General features: G+C 41.1%; 30 protein-coding genes and 2 tRNA genes. 16 read left to right on the top strand and 16 right to left on the bottom strand.

The window, feature by feature from the left end:
* Nucleotides 1-72 precede the first annotated feature (72 nt).
* Nucleotides 73-528 (top strand): hypothetical protein, encoded by a 456-nt coding sequence (locus WC473_03080; protein ID MFA5124781.1) that lies wholly within the window; start codon nucleotides 73-75, stop codon nucleotides 526-528.
* Nucleotides 529-654: 126 nt separating this feature from the next.
* Here the strand turns inward: WC473_03080 and WC473_03075 are convergent, their stop codons facing one another.
* The gene (locus WC473_03075) at nucleotides 655-1,716 is read right to left on the bottom strand and encodes a hypothetical protein (GenBank protein ID MFA5124780.1); all 1,062 of its coding nucleotides are present in this window, start codon (nucleotides 1,714-1,716) and stop codon (nucleotides 655-657) included.
* 125 nt (nucleotides 1,717-1,841) lie between these two features.
* Here WC473_03075 and WC473_03070 point away from each other — a divergent pair, with 125 nt between their 5' ends.
* Nucleotides 1,842-2,162, top strand: coding sequence for a hypothetical protein (locus WC473_03070; protein MFA5124779.1), 321 nt, complete (start codon nucleotides 1,842-1,844; stop codon nucleotides 2,160-2,162).
* A gap of 94 nt (nucleotides 2,163-2,256) precedes the next feature.
* Here the strand turns inward: WC473_03070 and WC473_03065 are convergent, their stop codons facing one another.
* The 5 genes from WC473_03065 to WC473_03045 all read right to left on the bottom strand — a co-directional run bounded on the left by WC473_03065 (nucleotide 2,257) and on the right by WC473_03045 (nucleotide 5,494).
* Complete coding sequence (locus WC473_03065; GenBank protein MFA5124778.1) at nucleotides 2,257-2,784, bottom strand: hypothetical protein; 528 nt, start codon at nucleotides 2,782-2,784, stop codon at nucleotides 2,257-2,259.
* A 150-nt stretch (nucleotides 2,785-2,934) separates the two neighbouring features.
* Complete coding sequence (locus WC473_03060; protein ID MFA5124777.1) at nucleotides 2,935-3,279, bottom strand: hypothetical protein; 345 nt, start codon at nucleotides 3,277-3,279, stop codon at nucleotides 2,935-2,937.
* Between the two features lie 10 nt (nucleotides 3,280-3,289).
* Complete coding sequence (locus WC473_03055) at nucleotides 3,290-3,616, bottom strand: hypothetical protein (GenBank protein MFA5124776.1); 327 nt, start codon at nucleotides 3,614-3,616, stop codon at nucleotides 3,290-3,292.
* Nucleotides 3,617-3,759: 143 nt separating this feature from the next.
* Entirely contained in the window at nucleotides 3,760-4,413 is a 654-nt protein-coding gene (locus WC473_03050) for an AAA family ATPase (protein ID MFA5124775.1), read from the bottom strand.
* Nucleotides 4,414-4,438: 25 nt separating this feature from the next.
* A complete protein-coding gene (locus tag WC473_03045) occupies nucleotides 4,439-5,494 on the bottom strand; it encodes an AAA family ATPase (GenBank protein MFA5124774.1) in 1,056 nt (351 codons plus the stop codon).
* A gap of 159 nt (nucleotides 5,495-5,653) precedes the next feature.
* On the opposite strand from WC473_03045, the gene WC473_03040 reads away from it, so the two are divergent.
* Complete coding sequence (locus tag WC473_03040) at nucleotides 5,654-6,361, top strand: HAD-IB family hydrolase (protein ID MFA5124773.1); 708 nt, start codon at nucleotides 5,654-5,656, stop codon at nucleotides 6,359-6,361.
* 96 nt (nucleotides 6,362-6,457) lie between these two features.
* Here WC473_03040 and WC473_03035 read toward each other — a convergent pair whose 3' ends face one another.
* From WC473_03035 to WC473_03025, 3 genes are all read right to left on the bottom strand, one after another.
* The gene (locus tag WC473_03035; protein ID MFA5124772.1) at nucleotides 6,458-6,580 is read right to left on the bottom strand and encodes a hypothetical protein; all 123 of its coding nucleotides are present in this window, start codon (nucleotides 6,578-6,580) and stop codon (nucleotides 6,458-6,460) included.
* Nucleotides 6,577-7,194, bottom strand: coding sequence for a hypothetical protein (locus tag WC473_03030; GenBank protein MFA5124771.1), 618 nt, complete (start codon nucleotides 7,192-7,194; stop codon nucleotides 6,577-6,579). Before WC473_03030 ends, WC473_03035 begins: the two co-directional genes overlap by 4 nt.
* A gap of 145 nt (nucleotides 7,195-7,339) precedes the next feature.
* Nucleotides 7,340-8,275 (bottom strand): SDR family oxidoreductase, encoded by a 936-nt coding sequence (locus tag WC473_03025; GenBank protein ID MFA5124770.1) that lies wholly within the window; start codon nucleotides 8,273-8,275, stop codon nucleotides 7,340-7,342.
* A gap of 100 nt (nucleotides 8,276-8,375) precedes the next feature.
* Between WC473_03025 and WC473_03020 the strand changes: the two genes are divergently transcribed.
* Nucleotides 8,376-8,449: transfer RNA gene (locus WC473_03020), tRNA-Val, on the top strand.
* Between the two features lie 236 nt (nucleotides 8,450-8,685).
* On the opposite strand, the gene WC473_03015 is transcribed toward WC473_03020, so the two are convergent.
* Nucleotides 8,686-8,758 (bottom strand) — tRNA-Ile (locus WC473_03015).
* Nucleotides 8,759-8,922: 164 nt separating this feature from the next.
* Here WC473_03015 and WC473_03010 point away from each other — a divergent pair.
* Nucleotides 8,923-10,446 (top strand): CCA tRNA nucleotidyltransferase, encoded by a 1,524-nt coding sequence (locus WC473_03010; GenBank protein ID MFA5124769.1) that lies wholly within the window; start codon nucleotides 8,923-8,925, stop codon nucleotides 10,444-10,446.
* Nucleotides 10,447-10,488: 42 nt separating this feature from the next.
* Here the strand turns inward: WC473_03010 and WC473_03005 are convergent, their stop codons facing one another.
* A complete protein-coding gene (locus WC473_03005) occupies nucleotides 10,489-10,788 on the bottom strand; it encodes a hypothetical protein (GenBank protein MFA5124768.1) in 300 nt (99 codons plus the stop codon).
* Between the two features lie 37 nt (nucleotides 10,789-10,825).
* On the opposite strand from WC473_03005, the gene WC473_03000 reads away from it, so the two are divergent.
* On the top strand, nucleotides 10,826-11,800 hold the full coding sequence (locus WC473_03000) for an RluA family pseudouridine synthase (protein ID MFA5124767.1): 975 nt from the start codon (nucleotides 10,826-10,828) through the stop codon (nucleotides 11,798-11,800).
* A gap of 244 nt (nucleotides 11,801-12,044) precedes the next feature.
* Nucleotides 12,045-12,473 carry a hypothetical protein gene (locus WC473_02995; GenBank protein MFA5124766.1) on the top strand — a complete coding sequence of 143 codons (429 nt, stop codon included), beginning with the start codon at nucleotides 12,045-12,047 and terminating at the stop codon, nucleotides 12,471-12,473.
* Between the two features lie 81 nt (nucleotides 12,474-12,554).
* Here WC473_02995 and WC473_02990 read toward each other — a convergent pair whose 3' ends face one another.
* Nucleotides 12,555-13,361 (bottom strand): winged helix-turn-helix domain-containing protein, encoded by an 807-nt coding sequence (locus tag WC473_02990; protein MFA5124765.1) that lies wholly within the window; start codon nucleotides 13,359-13,361, stop codon nucleotides 12,555-12,557.
* A 184-nt stretch (nucleotides 13,362-13,545) separates the two neighbouring features.
* Here WC473_02990 and WC473_02985 point away from each other — a divergent pair, with 184 nt between their 5' ends.
* A complete protein-coding gene (locus WC473_02985; GenBank protein MFA5124764.1) occupies nucleotides 13,546-13,770 on the top strand; it encodes a hypothetical protein in 225 nt (74 codons plus the stop codon).
* The gene (locus WC473_02980) at nucleotides 13,718-14,860 is read left to right on the top strand and encodes a radical SAM protein (protein MFA5124763.1); all 1,143 of its coding nucleotides are present in this window, start codon (nucleotides 13,718-13,720) and stop codon (nucleotides 14,858-14,860) included. Before WC473_02985 ends, WC473_02980 begins: the two co-directional genes overlap by 53 nt.
* Nucleotides 14,861-15,114: 254 nt before the next feature.
* Here the strand turns inward: WC473_02980 and groL are convergent, their stop codons facing one another.
* Together groL and WC473_02970 are read right to left on the bottom strand one after the other, a co-directional pair.
* Nucleotides 15,115-16,761 (bottom strand): chaperonin GroEL, encoded by a 1,647-nt coding sequence (groL, locus tag WC473_02975; GenBank protein ID MFA5124762.1) that lies wholly within the window; start codon nucleotides 16,759-16,761, stop codon nucleotides 15,115-15,117.
* 126 nt (nucleotides 16,762-16,887) lie between these two features.
* Nucleotides 16,888-17,160 (bottom strand): co-chaperone GroES, encoded by a 273-nt coding sequence (locus tag WC473_02970; GenBank protein ID MFA5124761.1) that lies wholly within the window; start codon nucleotides 17,158-17,160, stop codon nucleotides 16,888-16,890.
* 266 nt (nucleotides 17,161-17,426) lie between these two features.
* Between WC473_02970 and WC473_02965 the strand changes: the two genes are divergently transcribed.
* Nucleotides 17,427-18,710 (top strand): M23 family metallopeptidase, encoded by a 1,284-nt coding sequence (locus WC473_02965; GenBank protein MFA5124760.1) that lies wholly within the window; start codon nucleotides 17,427-17,429, stop codon nucleotides 18,708-18,710.
* Between the two features lie 134 nt (nucleotides 18,711-18,844).
* Nucleotides 18,845-19,234: a hypothetical protein gene (locus tag WC473_02960; protein MFA5124759.1), complete on the top strand. Its 390-nt coding sequence runs from the start codon at nucleotides 18,845-18,847 to the stop codon at nucleotides 19,232-19,234.
* Between the two features lie 92 nt (nucleotides 19,235-19,326).
* On the opposite strand, the gene WC473_02955 is transcribed toward WC473_02960, so the two are convergent.
* Nucleotides 19,327-20,004: an ATP-binding protein gene (locus tag WC473_02955; protein MFA5124758.1), complete on the bottom strand. Its 678-nt coding sequence runs from the start codon at nucleotides 20,002-20,004 to the stop codon at nucleotides 19,327-19,329.
* Nucleotides 20,005-20,091: 87 nt separating this feature from the next.
* Between WC473_02955 and WC473_02950 the strand changes: the two genes are divergently transcribed.
* From WC473_02950 to WC473_02935, 4 genes are all read left to right on the top strand, one after another.
* Nucleotides 20,092-20,856 (top strand): hypothetical protein, encoded by a 765-nt coding sequence (locus WC473_02950; protein ID MFA5124757.1) that lies wholly within the window; start codon nucleotides 20,092-20,094, stop codon nucleotides 20,854-20,856.
* A gap of 204 nt (nucleotides 20,857-21,060) precedes the next feature.
* A complete protein-coding gene (locus tag WC473_02945; protein MFA5124756.1) occupies nucleotides 21,061-21,306 on the top strand; it encodes a DUF5659 domain-containing protein in 246 nt (81 codons plus the stop codon).
* 11 nt (nucleotides 21,307-21,317) lie between these two features.
* Nucleotides 21,318-23,573 (top strand): toprim domain-containing protein, encoded by a 2,256-nt coding sequence (locus tag WC473_02940; protein ID MFA5124755.1) that lies wholly within the window; start codon nucleotides 21,318-21,320, stop codon nucleotides 23,571-23,573.
* A gap of 4 nt (nucleotides 23,574-23,577) precedes the next feature.
* Entirely contained in the window at nucleotides 23,578-24,213 is a 636-nt protein-coding gene (locus tag WC473_02935; protein ID MFA5124754.1) for a hypothetical protein, read from the top strand.
* A gap of 30 nt (nucleotides 24,214-24,243) precedes the next feature.
* Here the strand turns inward: WC473_02935 and WC473_02930 are convergent, their stop codons facing one another.
* Entirely contained in the window at nucleotides 24,244-24,483 is a 240-nt protein-coding gene (locus tag WC473_02930; protein ID MFA5124753.1) for a hypothetical protein, read from the bottom strand.
* A gap of 75 nt (nucleotides 24,484-24,558) precedes the next feature.
* Between WC473_02930 and WC473_02925 the strand changes: the two genes are divergently transcribed.
* Nucleotides 24,559-24,894 (top strand): hypothetical protein, encoded by a 336-nt coding sequence (locus WC473_02925; GenBank protein ID MFA5124752.1) that lies wholly within the window; start codon nucleotides 24,559-24,561, stop codon nucleotides 24,892-24,894.
* Nucleotides 24,895-25,015: the final 121 nt, after the last annotated feature.

Here is a 25,015-nt window from a genome sequence, read left to right as displayed (position 1 = left end):
GTGGTATTGGAAAAGTTGAGTCTGCAAAAATAGTAATTTTTTGTTATAATATATATAAATAATAAATCACTTATGAAATTAAAGATCCTTTCTCTACTTAATATTGCCATTTTATGCGTTATTGTTTTTACTGTCAGCATCTTTTTTATTAACAACTCGCAGTTGATAGGCTTTGTCTTGATTGGGTTGTCTATTCTCTGTATTGTTTCTCTTATTCCATTCAGTATTAGTGTAAAATCTATCCAGCCCGATATTATATTCGGTGTTATTGACAACGGTATCCTGGCAATCATGGCAATAGTCGGCGGCTACTTTGCCGGTGTGGCGGGCGCTATAATCGGCGGGGTTGTCGGCAATTCCATCACCGATGCCATCGCCGGCGTGTTTGAGGGATATTCGGCTGAGAATTTACGAACCAAAAAAGTGAATGAAGAAAGAACGGTCCTTAAGTCGGCCGTCGGCAAAATGGCCGGTTGCCTGTTGGGTGCCGGCATAGTGCTAATATTTTCCAGTTTAATAAGGTTTTAGTTTGTTTTTGTTGTGATTTTAATAAAATAACCGGCCCGGTGGCCGGTTATTTTGTTTTGTTAATCGATAAGCATAGGTAAAATTAAAACCGCATCCAAATAGTTGGATGCGGGTCTTTTTGCTTGATTATAATCTTGTAACAATGACCTTTGAAGCGGGATAAAGACTACGCTCATTAGCCATGAAGGTACTTCTACTGATATTATTGCCAATTCTACCATTAATTTGAAGTTGAATGAGTTTCGCCGTTTCCAAATCCTTAAGATATTCGTAAGCGGTCTTTGTTCTATTTTTCACGTCTTCTAAGTTACGGTTGCATGATTTTTCCGAGGAAAAAAGCACTTCCATGGTTCCGCCGATAGCGAGAGCCTCAATACATCCTTGAAGAGTTAAATCGCAGAAAGCAATATACCTGGTGGCCATATTGGAGAAAATGTAATCGATTTTTCCCCGCAATTGCCGAGGCATTCTCTCTAGAAAACATACTATTTGAAAATCAACTCCGTATGATCCGTATTCTTCATCTCTGGTGGTGTTGTAAGTAACTAATTCCGGATGAAGCCTTTTTGCATCATATAGAGCCAGTCCGACCCCTCCGCCGAGATCCAGAATGTTTAATTGACTTTTTCCTGTGGCTTTTTGGATTCTTCTTATGGTTTGAGTGAACCTCTCAGTGGAGCCGAACATACCATAATCGCTGATCGGGCGGTAACCCATCAATGCTAATGTTGAAGAGCCATACTCGTATTCCCAGAAAACCTTTAAATTTTTAGGGTCGCTTAAAAAAATTATTTTTTCTTCCGGAGTCATCGGGTTGAGGCTCTTGGGAATCGGAGTACGAGAATTGACCGAGACTATTTCTTGGTCGTTCCGTCTGCCCGCATTTCCAACCAGAAAACATTCTGCCAATAGGAATTTTCTGGTCGGGCCGTTATTGAGATAGTACATTAAATCCTCCAATAACGTTGTTTTTAATAATTCTTCCTCGTTATCGGTTATGGGAACGATTGACTCAAAAGAGAAATAGCGTCGGTCAATCAACTCAGTCACTTCCTCTTCTGAAAATGGCTCTGTCCTGCCAGCTAAAATTTCTCTAGCCATCATTCTTATTGGATTACTTTCGTCAATAGCATACTCTTTGCCTGGTATAATGCCAGTCGTTTCAACCGTCATTAATGATTGATCCATTTGTCTCTCCTTGTGTTTTGTTAAGGTTCTGCCTTATCAATTAGATATCTTATCAGATTATAGTTATTTTGTCAATATCTAACAAGTAATGGCTCAAAACAAGCTTTTTTGGTATTATTAAGGTAATGGACAAGTCATTCATAAACAACAATCCCATACAAGAATTTTTGGGGCGGATCATTATCAGTCGACCCTATGTTTATATTGATTATTGGTCAGCGCTTCATTTTTGTTCCGGCGCGATCTTGGGGTTGTTATTTGCCATTTATTATCCTAAGAAGTATTCTTGGTTATTTACTCTCGTTATTTTGATTATTTATGAGATTATTGAGATTCTTTTGACCGGTATTTTATTTGTTGCAGAGACAGCAGTGGACAGGATTTGGGATTTGATTATCGGACTAGTCGGGTTTTTTATTTTCTATTATCTTTTTCGTAAAAAATAACGAGCCATATCAAATCACCTACAAATTAAGTTAGAAAAAATAAGAACCGCCCAGTCAGATGACTGGGCGGTTTTGATAATGTTCTTAGATCGTTTTAGTTAATGACTACGGCGAATAAGCAGTCGCTGATATTCTTGCTGATATCCTCGTTGAAAACGCGTAACAGATGATGATAACTGAAATCGGGGCTATCTAATTCGAGCATCCCGTATTCCTGTTTTCCATTTTCAGAACAATAATCACCGATGATTTTGAGATCACTCTCGCCACTTAATTCTTTGCTGTATTCTAACCAGAGGTCACGTAATTCTTGGCAAGTGGCTAAGCGGCAATGTTCCGGTAGAGCGGAGCTTATATCAGAAAGGTACTTGACTTTTAACCCGACGAAGAAAACATCAACATGGCCATCGGGATAAGAGCGACTGTTTACCCGGAAAGGCTTATGTAATCTTCCGGCCCTTGCCAGGATGGTCGCGACGCGTTTTAAAATTCTTTCATCTTTTAGCAGTCGGATGTCTCTTTCGTCGCCCCCTGCATTTTTCACTTGATGAATCAGGTCGGTCATTATTCTTAATATTTCCGACCCAAGACCGCAGGCGTTAATTAAATCACTCTTACTCATCTCGTTTTCCTTTCTTTTTTTGGCTTACTTCCTATCAGCATCACAAGACACTGATTACAAGCTTGCCAACCTAAAGAACTGTTAATAATCCAGTATACCATAGTAATCACGCAAAGTCAAGGGTTTCTGTCGATCATCAGATAAGATGTCTTACAAAGTTGTTGATTTTTTTAATGGCCAGGGCAGTTTTATCAGGACAAAACCGATAAAAGCGATAAAGAGACCCAGCCAGTTTATTAGCAAAGGACTTTGGGTTCTATCCAGAAAAGAAACAGTGATCAGTTCGGCGGCAGTCAAAGAAACGACGAAAAGCAATCCGTCAAAGATAAGATTTTTTGAATACTTACTGATGAAAGGCCAGAGCGGTGCGATATTAATCAATATTAAACAGATAAACGACCACCAATTCTGCGTCAAACTGCTTTGCCAGGAAAAGTAGCTCATGGCCATGCCGTCAAGTATGGTTAGCGGTATTAGCAACCAATAGACAACCATGTCTTCCTCCTTAGAGTTTCATTAGGATAAAACCAATAATTACAATCATTACTCCTAACCAATTGTGACGTTTGAACTCTATGGCAACGCCTAGCGTTACCAAGGCCAAGGTCAATGTCATAGTCATCAGCGTATCGTAAAGCAACATATCAAAAGCTAAACTAGTGGAATCGGGAGCAATAAACGCCCAAAGCGGTATCAAGTTTAAGCCGATCATTATTGCTAATAATTTTTTGCTTTTGACCTCATTATTCTTTTTGGAAAAGTAGGCGATGACAGCATAAAAAGCGATTTCCACAGGTATCCAAATCAGGTAGGTTATGGCGATAGGGAACATATAAGCCTCCTTATAAATCGTCCTTCATTCAATTGAAAAGAACTTTAAGGCAGATTAGCATTGATTGGTTATTGTGTCAATCGTATTAAAAAATCCGTTGTCTGAGGCAACGGATAATGAATGAACAAAATAAATAATGTGATTCAGACTACGTTTCGGCGGGTATTTTGTGGTGGTTTTGGACTGATCCAAACCAGTTTCCAGTCATATCGTTTTTTAGTGGCCATCTCTATCAGACTTTCCGCGACAAATTTGACACCGGTATGGCAATCAAGTATCACCGAGTCAAAGCCTTTTTCAATTAACTTTTTAAACAGAATGTTAAGTCTAATTGCTATCTCTTTGAAATGTAACTCATTCCTGAATAGCATGTCAACGTTGTCATCAAGGATTTTAGCTAACTTGGTTAGTGATTTTTCATCACTACGGTGATCTCGCCAAATATTGATTTGTATTCTTTCTAAATCAATACCGCGGAGTTGCAGAATAACACCAAAAGCCTGGCAAGGGATAATCAATTTACCGATATCAAAATCATTGGTATCGGTGGCCAGTAGATATTGTTCCAAAAACGCTACGGTGTTTTGTCTCAGATATTTTTTCATGGCATTGTTTGCCAGCAAAGGCATTAAGCCGGCGCCTATGACATCCAGGTCAATAACACAAACCCGCTTGCCTTGAGCACTTAGCCTTTTAGCCAATCGTAAGGCCTCAGTGCTTTTGCCGACTCCTCCGCTTCTGGAGTGAAAGCTGACGACTTGTAATTTCTTAATAGTTTCCTTGCTGTTCCGGCCCATTTCTTTATCTTCCTTTCAGCCAATTTTAATTGGCACGTTTTAATTCTTTAATTCTTTCCGGTAGATAGTCGGAGAAAAATTCAAAGAAAGCTTCTTCAGAGGTAAAGACTTTAGTGGCGATATCCATAAACGGACTAGTGTGTTGGTTGGGCCAGATCACAAAGACGTTTTTGCCGGTCTCAAAGCCTCTGGTACATTCATCGGCGACACCCTTGGATAAAGTTGTTCCCGGGGGATAATAGGCGACTTGGTCTGATGCTTCAGGAATATACCAGTTCAAATCCCGATGGACTGTGTGTCGGCGAATAATCAGCTCTTCTTGGGCAGAAAGCCCGGCCCCCGATTCCATGTCAATCGTTCTGGGATCAATTAGCGGTGTCGGCAGGCCGGTTAGGCGGCGCCCCAGAGTAAGGAGTTTCTCTTTGAATGCCGTGATCATTTGATCGGCTTGCGAGCTGGCATCAGTCATGGGCATTTGAAAATAAATCAGAAAAGCGCTGGCTAATAGGCTCTCAATGGTTAAGGGGTCTTGCCTACCGGGTAGAATATAATGCGGTTTGCCGAGGTTGGCAGCTAAACCCGCAACCGTATTGACTTCTATATTTTGCCAAAGCAAAATATCGCGCAGGCCGTGACTTTGTGTCCGGCCTTGTGGCGTAGCCATTTGCCGTTGTTGGATCGTAGATGGTTTTTCGATCAATGTTATAAATAAATCAGGCATAAGCTGAGACAAGTGATGCCAATCATGGGCATTGGTAAAAATGTCATTCCAGAAAAATTGAGCGTGCAGGTCAATGATCAGCCGGTCATATTTTTCTTGATCGTGAGTGGTTAGAGCCAATACTGAATCAAAAGCCCTACCACCCAAGGCGCTCAATAATTCCGGGTTGAGATTAAGCAGATTTTTGGCGGTTACCGGAGGCTTTTGGGGGGTTTCTTGAGCTAGCGCCAGCAGTCTATCGCCCAAGTGATAACTATTAACTTCTAAGCGGCTAGGGTCGGCCTCAATATATTTTTTGCAAAATTCAGTACTGCCACTGCCGGGAATTCCGGTGACCATGATTTTTTTGCTTTTTGACATGGTAGTTTTCCTTCCTTTGTTGTTCTATTTTAATGTTCAAATAAAAAACACTTACACATCTCTTTTTATCATATTATGCATAGTATGTCAACGGTTTATGTTGCCATATTCAACTCGGTTTTTTTATGGTAAGATAAGGTTACTTTTTAATGCTAATTTATGAAAAAGATTAAGTCAGTGAAAAATAAAAAAGTCGCCGTATTTGATATTGACGGAACCATTTTCCGTTCCAGCTTATTGATTGAGGTAACTGAGGCGTTGATTTCCGAGGGTTTGTTTCCGGCTTCAGCCAAAAAGGTTTACGCCAAGTCATTCACTGCCTGGCTTAATCGCCAAGATTCTTACGATAAGTATATTTATGATGTTATTAAGGCGTTTGAAAAAAATATCAAGCAGGTCCGACGAAGCGATTATATGCGCGTAGGCAGAAAGGTTATCGCTTTCCATCAGAATCGGGTTTATCGTTTTACGCGTGATTTAGTGAAAGATTTGCAAAAACGCGGATATTTTCTTTTAGCCATCTCCCATTCGCCGCGAGAGTTGGTAGAACTGTTCGCTCAAGGATTGGGGTTTGACAAGGTGTACGGCCGAGTTCTTTTATCGGACGGACACGGCAAGTTTACGGGTCGGGTGGAACATGAAGAGTTGATTTCTGATAAAGCTAAGATTCTTAAACGGGCCGTGGCCAAGGAAGGCCTGGCTTTGCGCGGTTCAGTCGGTGTGGGTGATTCCGAGGGAGACATTACGTTGCTTCGATCAGTGGATAGGCCGATTGCCTTTAATCCTAATAGTAAATTATATCAGGAGGCCAGACGCCGGGGCTGGGAAATCGTGGTAGAGAGAAAAGATGTGGTTTATAAGATCTAAAACCATTAAGCGGGGTGTTGGATTAATTTTGGCAGAATACTGAAGAAACAAATAAATATAAAACTCGAGACCGGCACGGAATCGAGTTTTTTTGTACTATTTCTTTGGCGTGCCATAGGGTATTTTCAGCCGGCGCGCCATGCATTTAACTTGTTTTTCTGTTCGGCCTCGTTTTATCTGCCGTCGACCATCGTTATTGTGATGCCGGCGTTTTTTCATTTCTTCATCCTATTGTCGGTTCCTCGGCGCTTGAGTTGCATTAATTGTCGTAATTTGTCTTGATTCGTTCCCAGTTCTTCCCAAGTGAAAACTCCCTTGGCCTGCAGAGTTATGACTTGTTCAAGAATGGCGCAGCCGGCTCGCGGGTCAATAGGCGGTTCTTGGTTGAATTTTTTGATAGTCTGTTGATGGAGATCAAGCATTCTCTCTTTCACCGCCTGAGCCGTTGCCGGATCAACTCGACAGAGCGCCGGCCATTGGATCAGATCACTAGCCATGGCATCGCAGAGATATTGGTGGTATTGGGGTAGGCGTTCTTTTTGGCAGTGATAACCGAAAGCCGTATGGATAGCCTGATCGGCAATCTGGTCTCTTGCTGGGCCGTCAGTTCGGTTAAAATTACCCCGTAACCGTCGCATTTCTGCCCCGAAAGCGGGACTGAAGTTATAACAATCATTCCCGCCGTTAAACTGACTGGGGCTACTGGCGTTGATTTGCTTTTGAAAGTTAAGAAATTGTCGCCGATAGTAATTATTAAAACATAAGGAGGTCATTGCCAGCAGAATCAGCGAAATCATGCCGAACACTGCAAGGAATTTTTGCGTTTTTGTCATGACTATCTCCTTTTTTCAGTTGGGAGGTTGATTTTATGATTCAGTCGTAATATAAAGAGCTTGAAAAGACAGCTTATCATGTTATTTCTTTTTTGTCAATAGAAAACATCCGCCTGAGCGGATGTTTTTAGTAGTTATTGTATTTTCATAAGCCGAATCTCTCTGCTAACTTTTTTCTGGCGTCATCTACGAACCAGACAATCGTATTTTTTAGGCCGTCGTCAATGCCGATTTGCGGTTCCCAGCTGATCAATTCTCTGGCGCGGGAAATATCCGCCAAAGTGTCATGCGGTTCAATGCGCGGTGGCAGGTAGTCAGCGATCCCGCCGATTTTTTGCGCGATAGCGTTGACGGAATAGTTTTGGCCACCGCCGATATTGATTACCTCGCCTTGGCCGACTTTGTCGCTTTGTGCCGCCAGGACATTGGCGCGGACAATATCACCGACATAAGTGAAATCGCGTGTCTGCGTGCCATCACCGGTGATGGTCATAGTTTTGCCGTCGCGTTTCTGCTGTAAGAAGACGGCAATAACGGTCACATAACCTCCGGACATGGCCAGGCGCGGACCGTAGGCATTGAAATATCTTAAAGAGACGGTGGGCAAGCCGTAAAGCAAAGAAAAATTTCTGGCGTAATGTTCACCGACGTATTTTTGGACAGCATAGGGGCTGATGGGCGAGGGCAACATGGTCTCTTGCAAGGGCATAGTGTCTTGATTGCCGTAAGCCGAAGAGGAAGCGGAATAGATTAATTTTTTGACCTTGGCATCGCGCGCCGCCACCAAAACATTAAGCGTACCATTAATGTTGATATCATGCGCAGTGATCGGATTTTCGATAGACAACTGAACGCGGGGCAGAGCGGCCAAATGAAACACCCAGTCCTGGCCGATGAAGGCGGAACGGATGGCCTCCAGATCTCTAATATCCGCTTCAATCAATCTGGCGGCCGGGTTGATGTTTTCTTTCAGTCCAGTAGAAAGATTGTCCAAGATGGTCACTTCGTGTCCTTGGCTGATTAATTCATCAACCAGGTTGGAACCAATAAATCCGGCGCCGCCAGTTACTAAGCATTTCATAGATTATTGTTGTTATTTTGATTATATTTTAGTTAATTTGCGATTCCTTGTCAATGCTTTACAGATTTTGATTAATATGATAGTATACTATTGTTTTTGAGGGCAATTAGCTCAGTTGGTTAGAGCGTCTCGTTGACGTCGAGAAGGTCAGTGGTTCGAATCCACTATTGCCCACATAAAATAAAAACGGAGTTTTTGAACTTCGTTTTTTTATCTCAAAAAATTTTTATGATCCACTTATTTTTACCTCGTTTTCTATATAATCTACTAATTCATTAACTCTCTTCAAGAAGGACGGTTGGTTACTCTAAAAACTCCCTCGGTGGCTGGCAACAATCAGAGTAATATATAGACAAGCAAATAAGATTAACCTTTCTTTTTCTGTCTGTGGTTTGAAAAGGTTCTCTTAGTAGGCCTGGATGGATTTGAACCATCGACATCTACCTTATAAGGGTAGCGCTCTAACCCCTGAGCTACAGGCCCGAAACAGTTTATAAAGCTGAAAGTCCGCAAAGTCAAAAGTCAAGACAAATGCAACTAAAAGGAATACTAACAAAAAAAGGTTTATTATTCAAGTACCAAGGTTGACTTTTTGTCAAAATTAAGCTAAAATTTATCTTCTATCTAATGTATTGTATAATGTAGTTATGGATAAAGCGATGACAAAATTGAAGAATTGGCAGAAGGCGGCTCTGAGCTTGCCTGAGTTTGCATTCATTAAAAAATTTATTAAGCAGTATCCGGAGGCAAGGATTTACTTGGTGGGTGGCGCGGTGCGCGATATTTTGTTGGAGCGTATTACTAAGGACTATGATTTCGTCATTGCCGGCGCGTCCGCTAAGATAGTAGAAGAATTTTTCAGCTCGTTAGGTGAAGTTGATTTGGTGGGTAAAAGTTTCGGCGTATTCAAATTCGTACCAGAAGGATTCCATGTCGGCGAGAATAATTTCGAAGCAATTGATATTGCTTTGCCACGTACTGAGGTGGCGGGCATGAGTGGCGGCTATAAGGATTTCACAGTGCAGAGTGATCCGAGTCTGCCGATCGAGGCTGACTTATCACGTCGCGATTTTACCGTCAATGCTTTGGCTTGGGATTTGACGCTCGGTAAGATAATTGACGAGTTCGGCGGCTTGCAGGATTTAAAAAACAAAATACTTCGAGCCATTGGTGATCCGGCGCAAAGATTTCAGGAGGATTATACCCGCATGTTGCGCGGTATCCGTTTTGTTTGCCAGCTTGATCTTGTCTTGGAGTCAGCTACTTATGAAACTATAAAAGCTAAAGCGCAAAAAATCAAAACCATCGCGCCGGAGCGAATTAATGAAGAATTCACTAAGATTGTCATGTCCGACAGTCCGGAAAAAGGTATCAGGATGATGCAAGATATCGGCTTACTCCAGGTTTTGATTCCGGAATTATCCGCCGCCTATGGCGTGACGCAAAATTTGCATCATATCTATGATGTTTTTGAACATAGCGTCCGAGCAGTTCAGGCCGGAGCTGACCGCGGTTTCAAACTGGAAGTCCGCTTGGCCGCGCTTTTTCATGACATCGGTAAACCGCAAACCAAGGAAGGTGATGGCCCTAAAGCAACTTTTTACAATCACGACATTGTCGGCTCTAAAATTGCTAAAAAAATTCTGCGCCGTCTGAATTATTCTAATGAGATTGTGGATTATGCCACTCATCTGGTTCGTTATCATATGTTTTATTATGCTTTGGATACTGTCTCTGATGCCGGTGTACGTCGATTATTGGCACGGCTGGGCAAAGAACATATTGATGATTTTATCGCCGTGCGTATTTGCGACCGCCTGGGCATGGGCCGACCCAAGGCCAAACCCTGGAAACTGATTCAATTGGAGCGCCGGTTTAAAGAAGTGCAGTTGGATCCGATTACGCCTAAAATGTTAAAACTTAAGGGCGATGAGTTAATGGAAACTTTGGGTATTGATCCTGGACCGCGCGTCGGCTTAATCTTGAATGCTTTGTTAGGAGAAGTATTGGAAGAACCCAAGAACAATGATCATGAGTATTTGATTAAACGGGCCAAGAAACTGCAGGGATTGTCTGATGAAGAATTAAAGCAACTTAATCCGGATGTGAAGTTTTATGACGAAGAAAGAAAAAGAAATTTACACCGCGTCAGTCCCGGTGATGATGCTTAGAGATTAAAAAACTCGGCCGGAACCGAGTTATGAAAGTGCTGTTTATCGCTTGAAGAATTTTTTTATGTCGGCGAGACGCCGCTCCAGAGACTGCCGGATTTTTTCTTCGATTATTTGCTTGGTCTCTTTTGGTACGGTACAGGTGGGGTCAATGTTTTCTAAGGGAACCATCTTATCAGCGTAGACTTTGTAGTCGTGCACATTAAGAATATCGCAGATATAGAGTCCTCTAAGCTGATCAATGGCAGTGACCCAAAGGATATTGCCGGTTCTGGCGTTAGAGGTGATTTGGAAATAGTAACAACCGATTTTGATGTCGGGATTCAGTGTTTGTTTAGGCACAATTAATTCCTCCTCTGTTTTTAACAGAACAATCTTTATGTCAAATAATATTATTACAATTAGCAAAGAAAGTCAAGGCCGACGTCTGGATTTGTTTTTGGTCGAACAACTGGGACGAACGCGGTCGCAGATTCAGAAACTGATCAAATCAGGAGCGGTTTTAGTAAATAATGATAAGCCCACCGTGCATCGGTTTTTAAAAGAAAACGATTCCGTTGTTATTTCAGCGGAACCCGTCAAACAAATAGAGAAGCCAACGAAAGGCAAAAAGGGCTCTTTTGTTTCATCTGGGTTTGGTTGGAATGATAAACAGCTTTGGCCGAGTATCAAGGTCATTGATGATAATGATGATTATTTGATTATAGAAAAACCGGCGGGACTTTTGGTGCATCCGACTGATCAGAATGAAACCCATACTTTAATGGATTGGGCGATTGCCAAGTACTCGCAAATCAAAAAGATTGGCGAAGATCCGGCTCGCGCCGGCATCGTGCATCGTTTGGATCGCGAAGTATCGGGGTTAATGGTAATACCGAAGACCCAAGACGCTTTTGATTATTTTAAAAGATTATTCAAGACCAGACAATTGACCAAGAAATATTTGGCTTTGGTTTATGGCCGAGTCGGCCAAGATGTAGGTGAGATTAATTTCCGTATTGGCCGCGGCAAATCGGGAGAGGGCAAATTTGCCGCCTTCCCCGTCGCCGCCGAAGCCGGCAAAGAAGCCAAAACCTTGTTTACTGTCAAAAAAAGATTCAAGAATTATACTTTATTGGAGTTGGAAATCTTAACCGGCCGCACCCACCAGATTCGCGTGCACCTTTTGGCTTTAGGTCATCCTATTGTCGGTGATAATCTTTACCGTAATAACCGCCTGAAAGAAAAACTCAGGCCGGGCCGGGTGTTTTTGCATGCTTACTGCCTGGGTTTTAAAAATCAACAAGACGAAGAGAAGATTTACCAATCCGATCTGCCGGAAGGACTGGCAGAGATATTGAAAAAATTGGAATAATTTTAGGTAATGACCGACCCTCGGTAGAATACCGCCATGATTAAGGCGGTATTTTTGTTCATTTATCTAATTTAAGGTAAATTTTTCAAAAGTATTTTTTTGGCTATTGACAACAGAGGGTGTGGCGTTTATTATTGATTCAGTTTAACGTCAGTTGGGAGCAGTTTTTTTATACTGTCATTTGCCGGTAAAATGACTCTACCAACCCGGCAGATCCTTTGGGATCGGAGTCAGAAAGATGGTTATGGATAAGTTTGAACGGATGGTTTTGGCAGTGGCCAGCGCGAGGCATGAGGATTGGCGAAAACAGTATCGGGCCGCCAAGGGCAACGAACCGCGGATGAAGAAGACCAAGGATCCGGCTTTCTTGGCACGCGGTATCGCGGAGGTGGACATCGCCTCGTTGCTTTACGAAGAACTGCCGACTGACTGGCAGGCCGAAAACAAGGCGGCCGCCGAAGTCGCGGTGGACAGCGTCCTGGCCGCGATTGACCAGGACGTCGCTTTGGATGATGACTTCATTGAAGCCGTGTCCGCTATCCAGCACAAGAAGTGGCTGGAACGGAACGGCGCCTGGGCTCCGGACAGTCAGAAGGTTCCCTACGATGAGTTGAGCGAGGCGGAGAAGGAGAAGGACCGTTTCTTTGTGCGGCAAGCCATCGAAGCATTGTAATTTTTAGTCCCTTTAGGGGCGCTGACTATCCAGTCGGCGCCTCGTTTTATTCTAAAACCAACTACGCCGCTACGCCAGGAATCATTGGGTTAGCGGCGTTTTTTGTTTGATTAGGTTTTTCAGGTAATTATTCAAGTCAATTTTTTGGGCGGAAAATTTCATGGTTTCATACAGCGCCTTAAGCGCCAATCTGATGCTGTCGTTTTTTATCTTAACCACGATTTTTTTCTCAAAGTTTATTAAAATCACTTCTTTATCCAGGATTAAAATATCCAGGTCAAAGTCAATCAGTTCGTCGCTGATCAAATACATTACGGTCAGACGGTTTTCATAAGTTTTCAACAAATAAAGCGGCAGGTCGTTGAAGTATTCCAGCGAACTTTCTCCGGCGATGCCTTCAATAATAATTTTTTTCTGTTTGAATTGGTTTTGAATGTCGTTTAAATAATCAGAGCTTAGGGATTTTTGCGCTTTGATTGATTTGTTGCCCTGGATGGCATAGACGCGGCTGTTTTTGTTGGTTTTCAGCGACTGGCGGTAAGCGTCCAGAATCGCCGCCTGGCTTTTAAAAACTTCCACGCCGATATCCGGCAGATTGATTAAGGCCTTGGATAAAGTCAGATTAAAAAAGCCGTACAGCGAATTTATTTTTTCCGCCAAATGGTTTTCATCGGCCAGCCGCCATTCAAAGTGCCCGCCGATTTTTGTTTTTTTGATTATCCCCCGCTCTAATAATTTGTTCAATAGGAAGTTAACCGTCGTTCTTTTGACGCCGGCTTGGCGGGACAGGGCAGTCGGCGTCAAACTCTTCTCGTCGTTAAACGCCTGAATGATTTTTGTTTCTTCCGGCTGGAGTTCCAGAAAAGACGGGGTATTTTTGTGTTTCATATCTTTCATCATATAAAATGACAAGAATATTGTCAAAAATAATAAGGTATTTTATTTAAAATTAGAGCAAAGTGTTAGTTAATCAATTTTTATTGGATTATCGGTAGCCGGTTGTTTATAATATTAAAGTGTACGGGAGTTCTTTTACAATCCAAAAACAAAGCAACTAATAGGAGGTTATAGTATGCCGCTGCTTGATAAAATTAAAGAAGAAAGAGTTAGAAATCCATATTTGAAAGAATTAATCAAACATCTAAAACAGATGGGTGCTTTAGAAGTTGATCCATTAATAGCCACACCCGGAACCGCCCAATTGTTTCAGGATAAGTGGCACCATCATAGTGATCATACCGATTATGAGGCCCATAACGATTCTGGCGGTCCTAGTCACGGCGATTATTGCGATTAGGAGAAAAAAAATGGAAACAGCAATGAAAGATCTGACAGTGGTTATTAAACCCACCAGAAACTGCAACTTAAGATGTGTTTATTGTTCAGCTGGAGATCCGAAAGCCAGGACATTAACCATTACCGAAGTTGGGACAATAATTGAGAAGATAGTCGGAAGGCAGATTGACAGTTACACGAAATTCATTTGGCATGGCGGAGAACCGCTTTTGGCCGGATTGAATTTTTATCGTCAAGTGGTGGAAATACAAAAACCATTATTAGCTGGCGGTTATCACATAGCCAATGTGGTGCAATCCAATGGCACCTTGATTAGCGATGAATGGGCAAAGTTTTTTAAAGACCATGGTTTCGGCGTTGGTTTAAGTATTGACGGTCCTCGAGATATTACTAACAAAACACGAGTATTCCCCAATTCCCAAGGGGCATTTGAAGCAATTAAACGCGGTTCGGAAATACTTACCCGACATGAGGTACAACACGGTTATTTGGTGGTTATTAGTCGGTTGAACGTTCAATGGATAGAACAGATTATTGAATTCATGCACGAAGAGAAAAAAAGATATAAATTGGTATCCGTATCGCCGATCGGGCGCGCGGCCGAGGCCTATGATTTAATTATGACTGAAGGGAATAATTATTCTGATTCCCAAATACTGTTATTTAGATATTGGCTTGATCAGGGTCACTTTACCGATCGCGCTGCCCTTTGGAAATATATCGTCCCCATTTTGACAGGAAGGCCGATCGAATGTATTTTTTTTGAAAATTGCCAGTTATCATTTATCGGTGTTGATTGTAATGGCGATGTCTATCCTTGCGGACGTTTCTGCGGTAGCGGTAGTTTTAAATATGGCAATCTTGTTAATGATTCATGGAAGCAGGTTATAAATCATCCATCAAGATTAGCACTATTGGCAAGAGGAAAGCACCTCAAGACATGTCAATCATGCGAGTATCAAAAGATTTGCAATGGCGGTTGTCCGTTACAGGGAATTTTGAATGGAGGATTAAATAAGCCGGATTATAATTGTCGGCAATATCAGAGAATTTTTTCAGAGATAAAAGAAAGAATCATGCGGGAGATTTAATTATTTTTTGGGTAGTTTGTAAAAAACAACAAAAGGAGATATCCGTATGGCTACATATCAATACTGCGGAGGAAGTGGCACTATAAAATGGCCAGAGCATACGTATAAATGTCCGCATTGCGGTGGCAGCGGTAAGTGTTCGTGCAGGGCGGCCTGCAAGTCCTATTCATAAAGATTATAAAAGTACAAAAAGACCCCGGAATTATCCGAGGTCTTTCTTTATTAATTTTAACTATTTGCCATCTGCCATGTTTCTACATCATTCCGCCATAACCGCCCATGCTTCCTCCCATACCGGTAGCCGGGGTGTTGCAAGAACAATTATCTTTGGTCGGCAAATCGGTCACAGCACATTCGGTAGTTAGGATCATAGCCGCGGCTGAAGCCGCGTTTTGTAGCGCCGAGCGGACAACTTTGGTCGGATCAACAATGCCGGCGATGATTAAATCTTCACATTTGCCGGTTAAAGCGTTATAGCCCATATTATTATCCAACTTCTTGACCTCTTCTACAATTACGTCGCCTTTGTCCCCGGAGTTATTGGCAATCTGTTTTAGTGGCTCTTCAATGGCCTTAGCCAGTATTTCGATGCCGATTTTTTCGTCCCCTTTGACTTCTAGGTCATTGAGCGCTTTAGCGACGCGTATTAGGGCTGTGCCGCCTCCGACTACAATACCTTCTTCAATCGCGGCTTTGGTGGCGGCCAGAGCGTCTTCAATTCTTAATTTTTTTTCTTTCATTTCTGTTTCGGTCGCGGCGCCGACTTTAATAACAGCTACACCGCCGGATAGTTTAGCTAAGCGTTCGCGCAGTTTTTCTTTGTCAAAGTCCGAATCAGACAATTCAATTTCCTTGTTGATTTGGCTGACGCGTTTTTCAATTTCTTCCTTAGCGCCTTTGCCACCTACGATTGTGGTATTGTCTTTGGTGGCGATTATCTTGGCGGCATGGCCCAAAGATTCCGGATCGGTGTTTTCCAATTTCAAGCCGACTTCTTCGCTAATAACGCGTCCGCCGGTTACGACAGCAATATCGTTTAGTATCTCCTTGCGGCGATCGCCGAAGCCCGGGGCCTTGATTGCCAAGACATTGAAGGCACCACGCAATTTATTGACCACGAAAGTGGCCAAAGCTTCACCATCAACATCATCAGCAATAATCACCAGATCCTTGCGTCCGGTCTGCGCCAGTTTTTCCATCAGCGGCAGGATGCTTTGCAAAGAAGAAATTTTCTTGTCGGTGATGAGTACCGGCACGTCGGCGTATTCCGCTTCCATGCGTTCAGCATTAGTGATCATATAATGGGAAACGTAGCCCTTATCAAATTGCATGCCTTTGACGATTTCTTTTTCTACGCCGAAAGATTGGCCTTCCTCTACCGTAACCACGCCTTCATTGCCCACCTCGCCCAAAACATCGGCAATGATTTGCCCAATGGCTTCGTCGTTGGCGGAAATTGAAGCGACTTGGCGTTTTTCTTCGGCCGAAGAAATCGGCTTACTGATCCTTCTCAATTCATTGACTAAAGCGATTACGCCCTTTTCAATGCCATGGCGCAAGATGATCGGGTTGGCTCCGGCTGCAACATTTTTTAATCCTTCGCCGACAATCGCCTGCGCCAAGACTGTGGCGGTGGTAGTGCCATCACCGGCTACGTCATTGGTTTTGGATGCGACTTCCTTGATTAATTCCGCGCCCATATTCTCAAACTTGTCTTCCAGTTCAATTTCTTTGGCAATAGTTACGCCGTCGTTGACGATTTGCGGCGCGCCATAGCCTTTATCCAAAACCACATTGCGGCCTTTGGGCCCCAAGGTGGTTTTAACGGCGTTGGCCAGCTGGTCTACGCCGGATTTCAGTTTAATGCGAGCGTCTTCGTTGAATAATATTTGTTTGGCCATAAAGTTGGTTATTAGTTATTAGTTTTTAGTTGTTGGATTGCGGTTATTATTCAATTGTTAGTTTGTAATTGTTAGTTGGCAGTTTAATTCAATTGCTGACCAATAATTAATTAACTAACGATTAGCTTATTCAATTACCGCCAATACGTCTTCCGATGACAATATTTTGTATTCTTTATCGTCAATTTTTATTTCGTCCCCGGCATACTTACTGCAGATAATCTTATCACCCGGTTTAAGTCTCAGTTTGGATACTTTTTCGCCCTCGCCGACGGCAACAACTTCGCCCTCCGCTTTTTTTTCTTTTGCGGTATCCGGCAGGATGATGCCCGATTTAGTCATTTCTTCTTCCTTAATGGTGGCAACCAGCACGCGGTCGCCCAGCGGTTTAATGTTCATATGGTTTTTTTATTAATAATTTTTATTGAATATTGCCTGAAATTTACTTCCGATTTTTATCAGTTAGCACTCATAACGCAAGAGTGCTAATCGCTTAACTGAAGGTATTGTAGGAGATAAGCCCTCTGTTGTCAAGAGGTTTTTAAGTTGCGTTCAGGCTGGTTTTTTGGTATAATCAAACAGGTAAAATAACAATAATTGTTAAGCATATTAAGAGACAATGGGACAAACTAATAACGCGGTTATTAGCTTTTTTGTTAAGAGGCTTGCTTAAGTCAGGTGAAGTTTTAGTCTGGTCAGGAAGTCGTTCAGTGGTAGCCTTCCGGCCGCTCGGGCAGTTATTTTTTAAATCAGTCACCTTGCCATTATACGGCAGGTATCTTTGGTTTAAGTCACAATTAACCAAGAAATCTTCACAGCGGACTGATAAATTTTTATTGCTTTTAACCAGTCGCTATTTGTATCATATTCTCTTAGTGTTGTTAGGTATCGGCGTGGTTACTTCCAATTTATTAGCCTATGAGAATAAGGAAGATTACGGACAAAATGCTTTAGTTTATAAATTAGCCGGTTTAAGCGATATTGAGATTATTGAGGACTCCAATAATATCTTTGATGATACTAAAATTTATAATTATCAGGATCAGGGATTGTATGTGCAAGGTAATTTTTATTCTGATAGCCAGGGTGTTGATCAAGATAATATTTATACGGATCAGTCAATGGCGGTGCAAGGTGATTTAGCTTTGATCAAGCCGGTGGTTTCTACTGATGAAGCCAAAAATACAGTCGGAGTTATTCAGGAGTATGAGGTGGTGCAAGGAGATTCTATCGGTAAGATTGCGGCCAGATTCGGTGTTTCAGTTAATACTATTTTATGGGCGAATAATCTGTCTTTTTCCTCTTATGTTAAACCGGGGCAAAAGTTGATTGTGCCGTCAATGAGTGGCGTAGTCTATAAGGTGGTCAAAGGTGATACAATTTCTAAAATTGCCAAGAAGTATGGCATACCCGAAGCTAAGATTGTTGAAGCTAACGCTTTAAGTGAGGACAATTTGACTATTGGCAAACTGGTGATCGTGCCCGGTGCCAAGATTATTGAAACAGCCAAGCCGCGCGTCGTGGCCACTACTGCCGCCGTACCGGCTCGCACCGCTGCCGATAATGAGGTGGTAGTTCAGGGTACTGGCAGTATGAGCTGGCCAAACGGTTGTTATCGCATCTCTCAATATTACAAGGGCTGGCTTCATACCGGATTGGATATTGCCTGTCCGTGGGGTACACCGCTTCGGGCCGCTGATTCAGGCACAGTTACTCGCGTCCAATACGGCAGAACTGGTTATGGTTATAATGTGATCATTAATCATGGTGGCGGAATTAGCACTCTTTACGGCCATATGAGTCGAATTGACGTGGTTGTTGGACAAAGTGTGGAAAAGGGCGAGGTAATCGGAGCTGAAGGTTCCACTGGTCGTTCTACCGGACCTCATTTACATTTTGAAGTGCGTATTAACGGCACGCAAGTCAATCCCTTGGGTTATATTCGTTAGTTTATTGTTTATTATGCGCTGTAGGTTATGACAGGCAGTCCCTTGACAGTTTAAAGTTAATCTGCTAAAATTGGATATTCAATATAGAACCTTAAAGTACAGTCAACTCAACCGAAAAAAAGAAGGAGAAAACCATGGCGATTCAGATTCTGTGCGGTGATTGTAATAAGTTGTTTGTAATGACTCCGGCTAATGCCTTTCAGACCTTCGTTGCTGACGCTAAGCACATGGAAACAGTCAAGCTGGAAATTATTTGTCCGCATTGCCAACGGAATAACTCCGCTGAGCTTTATGTGCCCAAGCCGAATGACCGGGAACATGACGGAATCACGCGGAGGCATGTCGGCGAGCTTAGTTTTGCCGGTCGATTTACTTCCGCTGCGGTACCGGAGTTGGGCAAGTCTCAGCAGGAGTACCCGTTATCCTCACCATTACCTGTCACGGCAGGGAAAAAAGGAAAGGCATCTTCTGCTACTGGTGCGTCACCGGATGATTCAGAGAGTCAAGAAGAGAAAGCATCTTAGTGGGCATGGTTAATTCATAATGACCGGTGAAGATTCTTTTAAACAAACAAGCCGCTCTAAGTTAGGGCGGCTTTTGTATTTTTTATATCTTGTTATTCTTTTGGCCGGTATTGCAAGGCTTCGGCTATATGTTCGCACTTTATCTCTTCACTAACTTCCAAGTCGGCAATAGTGCGGGTAAGTTTGAGAATACGGAAATAAACGCGCGGAGATAAACGCAATTTTTCTACGGCTTGGCGGATAAGTTGCTTAGCTGGTTCGTCAATTTTACAATAAATATTAACTTGTTCGGAAGACATTTCACTGTTGGCGAATATTCTTTCCGTTTTAAATCTGATTAATTGAATATCACGAGCGTTTTGGACTCGTCCACGCACCGTCGCTGACGGTTCGCTGTTGCTATTGCCGGAGAGTTCTTCAAATTTTATTCGCGGCACTTCCAGATGCATGTCAATTCTGTCCATAAGTGGTCCGGAAGCGCGTTTGGTATAGCGTAATATTTCTGCGGCCGAACAAGTGCATTCTTTTTCCGGGTCAGTCAGATAACCGCAGGGACAAGGATTAAGCGCAGCGGTCAGGATAAATTTAGCGGGAAAGCGCAAGGTGCCGGCGGCGCGGGAAACATTGATTAATCCGTCTTCCAGCGGTTGGCGCAGATTCTCCAGAACAGTCTTAGGGAACTCCAGGAATTCATCCAGAAACAATACACCACGATGCGCCAGGGAGATTTCCCCCGGACGCGGCCAGGCACCGCCGCCTACCAGCGACACGCCAATGGCGTGTACAATGGTGAGGTAGTCAGATTTGAGATAATTGAGAGATTGGGGTAGAATTAGGGCAATAATATGTAAATGTATATGGAAAAAGACAACAAAATTACAAAAGGAATAAAGAATATTAATAACTACACTATAGAATTGTTAAAATCGGACGAGTTTAATCAAATGGTATTGCAGTTGAGAGAAAAATATCAAATACCACAAACAGGCCTTACTACGCCTAATAATTATAATTCCCCCTTTAGTTTGCCAGTTGAGTGGAGGTTGAAAGGAATAGGTAGTGAAAATGACAATAAAACTATTTTAGTTAATGTCCAAGATTTTTGTATAAAAAAGGGATTGGGTAGATCATCTCTTTATGCCGAGGTATACTTTTTTATTGTTTATAACAAACCAATCACAATAAGGAGTTGGGATCTATGTATACTATTAGATAAAATGTGGCTGAGAAGATGTAAGGATAAAGAACGAATAAAAGAAAGAATTACTAAAGAAGAATATGAAGAAAATGATGCGTTAGAATACCTACAAGACTTAGAATATCCAATATCTATTGGAATTAGCCCCTATGCTAGTCAAAATGAGATCGTTGATTTTATTAAAAAAAATGACGAGAAGATTAAGGAACTACAAAAAAGGCATAGGAGAAGTAATATAAAAATTGGTAAATTTAGAGATAAAGACGCTAATACTGTTAAAATGTACGATTATATAAGTAGTATCCAAGAAAAACCAAGGAAGGAGATTGCAAAACTAGTTAATGATAAATTTAAAAGAGATCTTGGCTATCAAGATATATCAAGTATTATATCTTTAATCAATAAAAGAAAAAAAGAAGTGTAATCACTTAATTTCTTATACTGAAATAGTTATAGAAGCTACAATTGAGATATATTGTGGCTTTTTTTATGTACAGAAATATTGAAATTAGTTACGAACAAATCGAAATTTCACCAGAAGAATTAGATAGGAAAATCTATAGAGCTCTTAGTTTTTTAGTATCCCCTGAAGATTTATATCAAAATTTAAAAATTAATAAACAAAACTATGAACAAGATTAAGTATGTGCCTTATTATGAAGAAAAGGATTTTTTTTATGCCTCGTTATTGTATGGAAGGGGCCAAAAATTAGAAAATACTGAATGGGATGACAGAGGAGTATTACACTGGATTTTTGAAGATGAGGAGAGGTGTAAACGAATTATTAACCAACACATTAATGGAGAATTAAGGATTAATAGTAAGAATCTGGAAGATGCTTTGCGAACAATTAAAGGTATGTTAAAAAAATAAAATTAAAATGTATGAATAAAGATATTACTATTAAAGAATACTTAAACCAAAAAGGCGTTAATTATACTGAAAGGGGCAACGAACTAATTACTAAGTGCCTGTTTAATGATTGCGACAAAGATAGCCAGCCCAATGAATTACACTTATACTTTAATAAGGAAACTGGCCAATACGAATGTAAAAAATGCCTTGAAAAAGGCAACTTAATTACTTTATTCAAGCACTTCAATGATGACTTAGATAAACCTGTTTTTAGTCAAAACAAATCAACTCAGAATAGAAAATTCAACCCCGGATTAGTTGAGAGATGCCATCTGGCATTACCAGATAATATTAGAGAATACCTTAATAAGCGAGGTATTGATAATTTTACCATAAACAATTTCAAACTTGGTTATGGTACTTTTTATAGCAAAAATTGGATCACCATACCCATCAAAGATGAGTTAGGTGATTACGCTTTTTTTAAGTTAAGACAAGATCCAAAGGATGGAAGTGATAAAATGACATATCCAAATGGCAAAGCCCAGATCTATGATTGGGATTCGCTCCAAAAGGATGATGATTTAATAGTGATTTGCGAGGGGGAGTTGGATAGATTGGTATTATTATCCAAGGGGGTGCCTGCTATCACATCAACCCACGGGGCGGGCACATTTAAGTCAGAATGGATTGAGAAATTGAGAAAGTTTAAGAAAATATATGTCTGTTTTGATAATGATGTAGCTGGTAAGAGTGGTGCTCAAAGGGTGATTGAAATGACGGAGATTTTGACTAAAACAGAAGTCTATCAAATCAATCTCCCAGCAGATTTGGGAGACAAGGGAGATATTACTGATTACTTTATCAAATATACCAATGGCATTGATGACTTGTTCGACAAATACGCGAGCATAGTTAAGGAGGGAATCAATACGGATAAATTTAAGCCGTTGAATGTTAAGGATTTAGCGGAGACTTTGAATTTAACTATCAAATATGACCAAACCAATAAAATTATTACTTTTCTTTGTTTATTATCGGCTTATACCGAAGATTCGCAATTCAATATCAGTTTTAATGCCCCATCTTCAACTGGCAAAAGTTATATTCCAATGGAGATCGCCAAGTTATTTCCCAAAGAGGATGTCAGGGAATTAGCATATTGCTCACCCACCGCCTTTTTCCACGAATCAGGCGAATATGATAAGGAAACTAATTGTATTACAGTAGATTTTTCCAGAAAGATTATCACCTTCTTGGATCAGCCACATAATGATCTGTTGAGCAAGTTAAGGCCGTTTCTCTCCCACGATAAAAAGGTTATTGAATTAAAGATTACAGATAAGAGTCAGAAGGGTGGATTAAAGGTTAAGAACATTAAGCTAATTGGTTATCCATCGGTTATCTTTTGCACGACAGGACTTAAGATTGACGAGCAAGAGGCCTCAAGGTTTTTCCTATTAAGTCCAGAGATTAATCAAGACAAAATCAGGGAGGGTATTAGTCAAACTATCATTAAAGAAACCAACAAGGATGAGTTCAGAAAATGGCTTGATAATGACCCCGAAAGGAAGCTGTTAAAAGAGAGGATTTTAGCTATTCGAAGCGAATATATTGTAGATATTAAGATTGAGGATGATGGCACAATAAAAAAGCGTTTTTTTGACAAAAATAAGGTTCTTAAGCCCCGACATCAGAGAGATATTAAAAAACTTATTTCTCTTATAAAAGCCCATGCTCTTCTTAACCTGTGGTGGCGGAAAAAGGAAGGATCAATGATTATAGCCAATAGCGAGGATATTGATGTGGCCTTTGATGTTTGGGAGAAAGTATCAGTTGTTCAGGAGTTGAATTTGCCCCCCTATATTTATGACTTCTATAATGATGTGATTTTAAAGCTTTGGCAGGAGTTAAATGGCGATATTAGCTATCAAGAGGCCGTAGATGGTGCTTTAGGGTTAAGTAGGCAGGAGTTATGCCGAAAGCATTTAGATGTTTATGGGAGAAATATTGATAACAATAACCTAAGATTACAGGTTTTGCCCGCCCTTGAATCGGCTGGGCTTATAGTCCAAGAGCACAATGACCCCAAAGATAAACGGAAGTCGCTTATTTACCCTACGGCCAACTACACTATAGTTTCAAATCAAACAGAATCAGCTGATAATGCCATTATAATTGAGGAGATTACCGATCAAAACTATAGTGGAGACGACCCGGGGGTGAATAATGCAGTAGATAATCAGTCCAATGTAATTCAAGATACGTTAGCTTATTTTAACTAAATTTATGAAGAAAACAACTAAAGCTTTAACTGTTAGCCAGCAAAAAGAGTTGGAAGAATGGGCAGTCAAGGTAAAGAGTGGCGAGGCACGTAAAATAACCAAAGATCTTATATTAAAAAATGGAACTTATGACTGTGATCCAAGGTATACTCTAGACAGGGCGAGTAAAAGCATAATACCAAAGATCCATATAGAGGGGAAAAACATTAGTGATCTTAGCGAGGAAGAATTAGAGTTAATATCTCGGCTCAATATTGATTGTGGCTTAGATAATGATTTATCGATGGTTGAGGCAGTAGAAGCAAGATATAGAGGGTTAGTAATGAATTTAAGACGAGGTTTGATTAAAGAATATAATTGTAGTACTTATAGTGAAAAAGCCCTAGTTGATATGATAATAGGGGCGTATGCTCGTAATCTAACATATTCCAAGAAGCTTCTTTGTCTTAAGGATTCGGAGTATATATCTTCTGAGGGAAATGGCATGATGGGAATAGCAAGTAAGGAGATTGATCGGGCTAATAGGCATTTTTTAACCGCCCTAGAAACATTAAGGCAATTGAAGCAACCGAGCATGAATATCAACGTAAAGACTAAGAATGCTTTTATTAGCCAGAATCAAGAGTTTAATAAGAAATAGACAAAAATAAAACCCCCAGTCGGTGGGGGGTTATATGATTTGATCAAGATTGGGAGCTCTAACTGCAGACATTATTGCATATTTATAATCACAGGTAGTAGATTCATAACGAAAATAATGCTTTCCATCTTTTCTAAATCCCTTTGATTGTAAAAAACTATCAGCAGATTTGGGATCGTAGTGTGGAACATTATCAAATGGACCAACGGTTCTAATCTCTTCAAATTCTTCACTGTTAGAAAAAACCACAACAACCATGTCACTACGCATGTCTTATCTCCTCCTACGTTTTGGCTAATGAACGATATCTTATATTTATCACATAACCAATAATTTGTCAACACCATGAAACAATCAACCCCAAATAATTTAGGAAAAAAATATTTAGTCGAACAATGCCAAAGTATTGATATATCCAAGTATCTCAAAGGAGTTAAAGAACAGCTAAAGGAAATGGCGATCAGCTCGGAGATTGAGGCGGATGGCCTACAGATCGGGCTAATAACCAGTCAAACTAACTACAAAGGGCTTAGATTCTGGTTCAAATGCCCATTATGCGGATATAGGGCAGGAAAGCTTTATAAGCACCCTGTAAGCCAGATTCTAGGCTGTAGGACGTGCTTAAACTTAGAATATAGGTGTAGAAGATATAAGGGAATGGTGGAAAGTGGTAGATTTTAATCTTGGAAAACCTTGGAAAAACAGGGGAAAACTCTATTTGACATAGTATGACAATATGATACAATTGATATATACATTAAATAACATAAATATGGAGACGGCTCGGCAGTTTATATATAGA

The sequence above is a fragment of the Patescibacteria group bacterium genome (genome assembly GCA_041650895.1).
Lineage (GTDB): Bacteria > Patescibacteriota > Patescibacteriia > 2-01-FULL-39-33 > 2-01-FULL-39-33 > CAISTG01.
The sequence above is the reverse complement of the archived record's forward strand: the minus strand, read 5'-3'. Positions and strand labels throughout refer to the sequence as shown.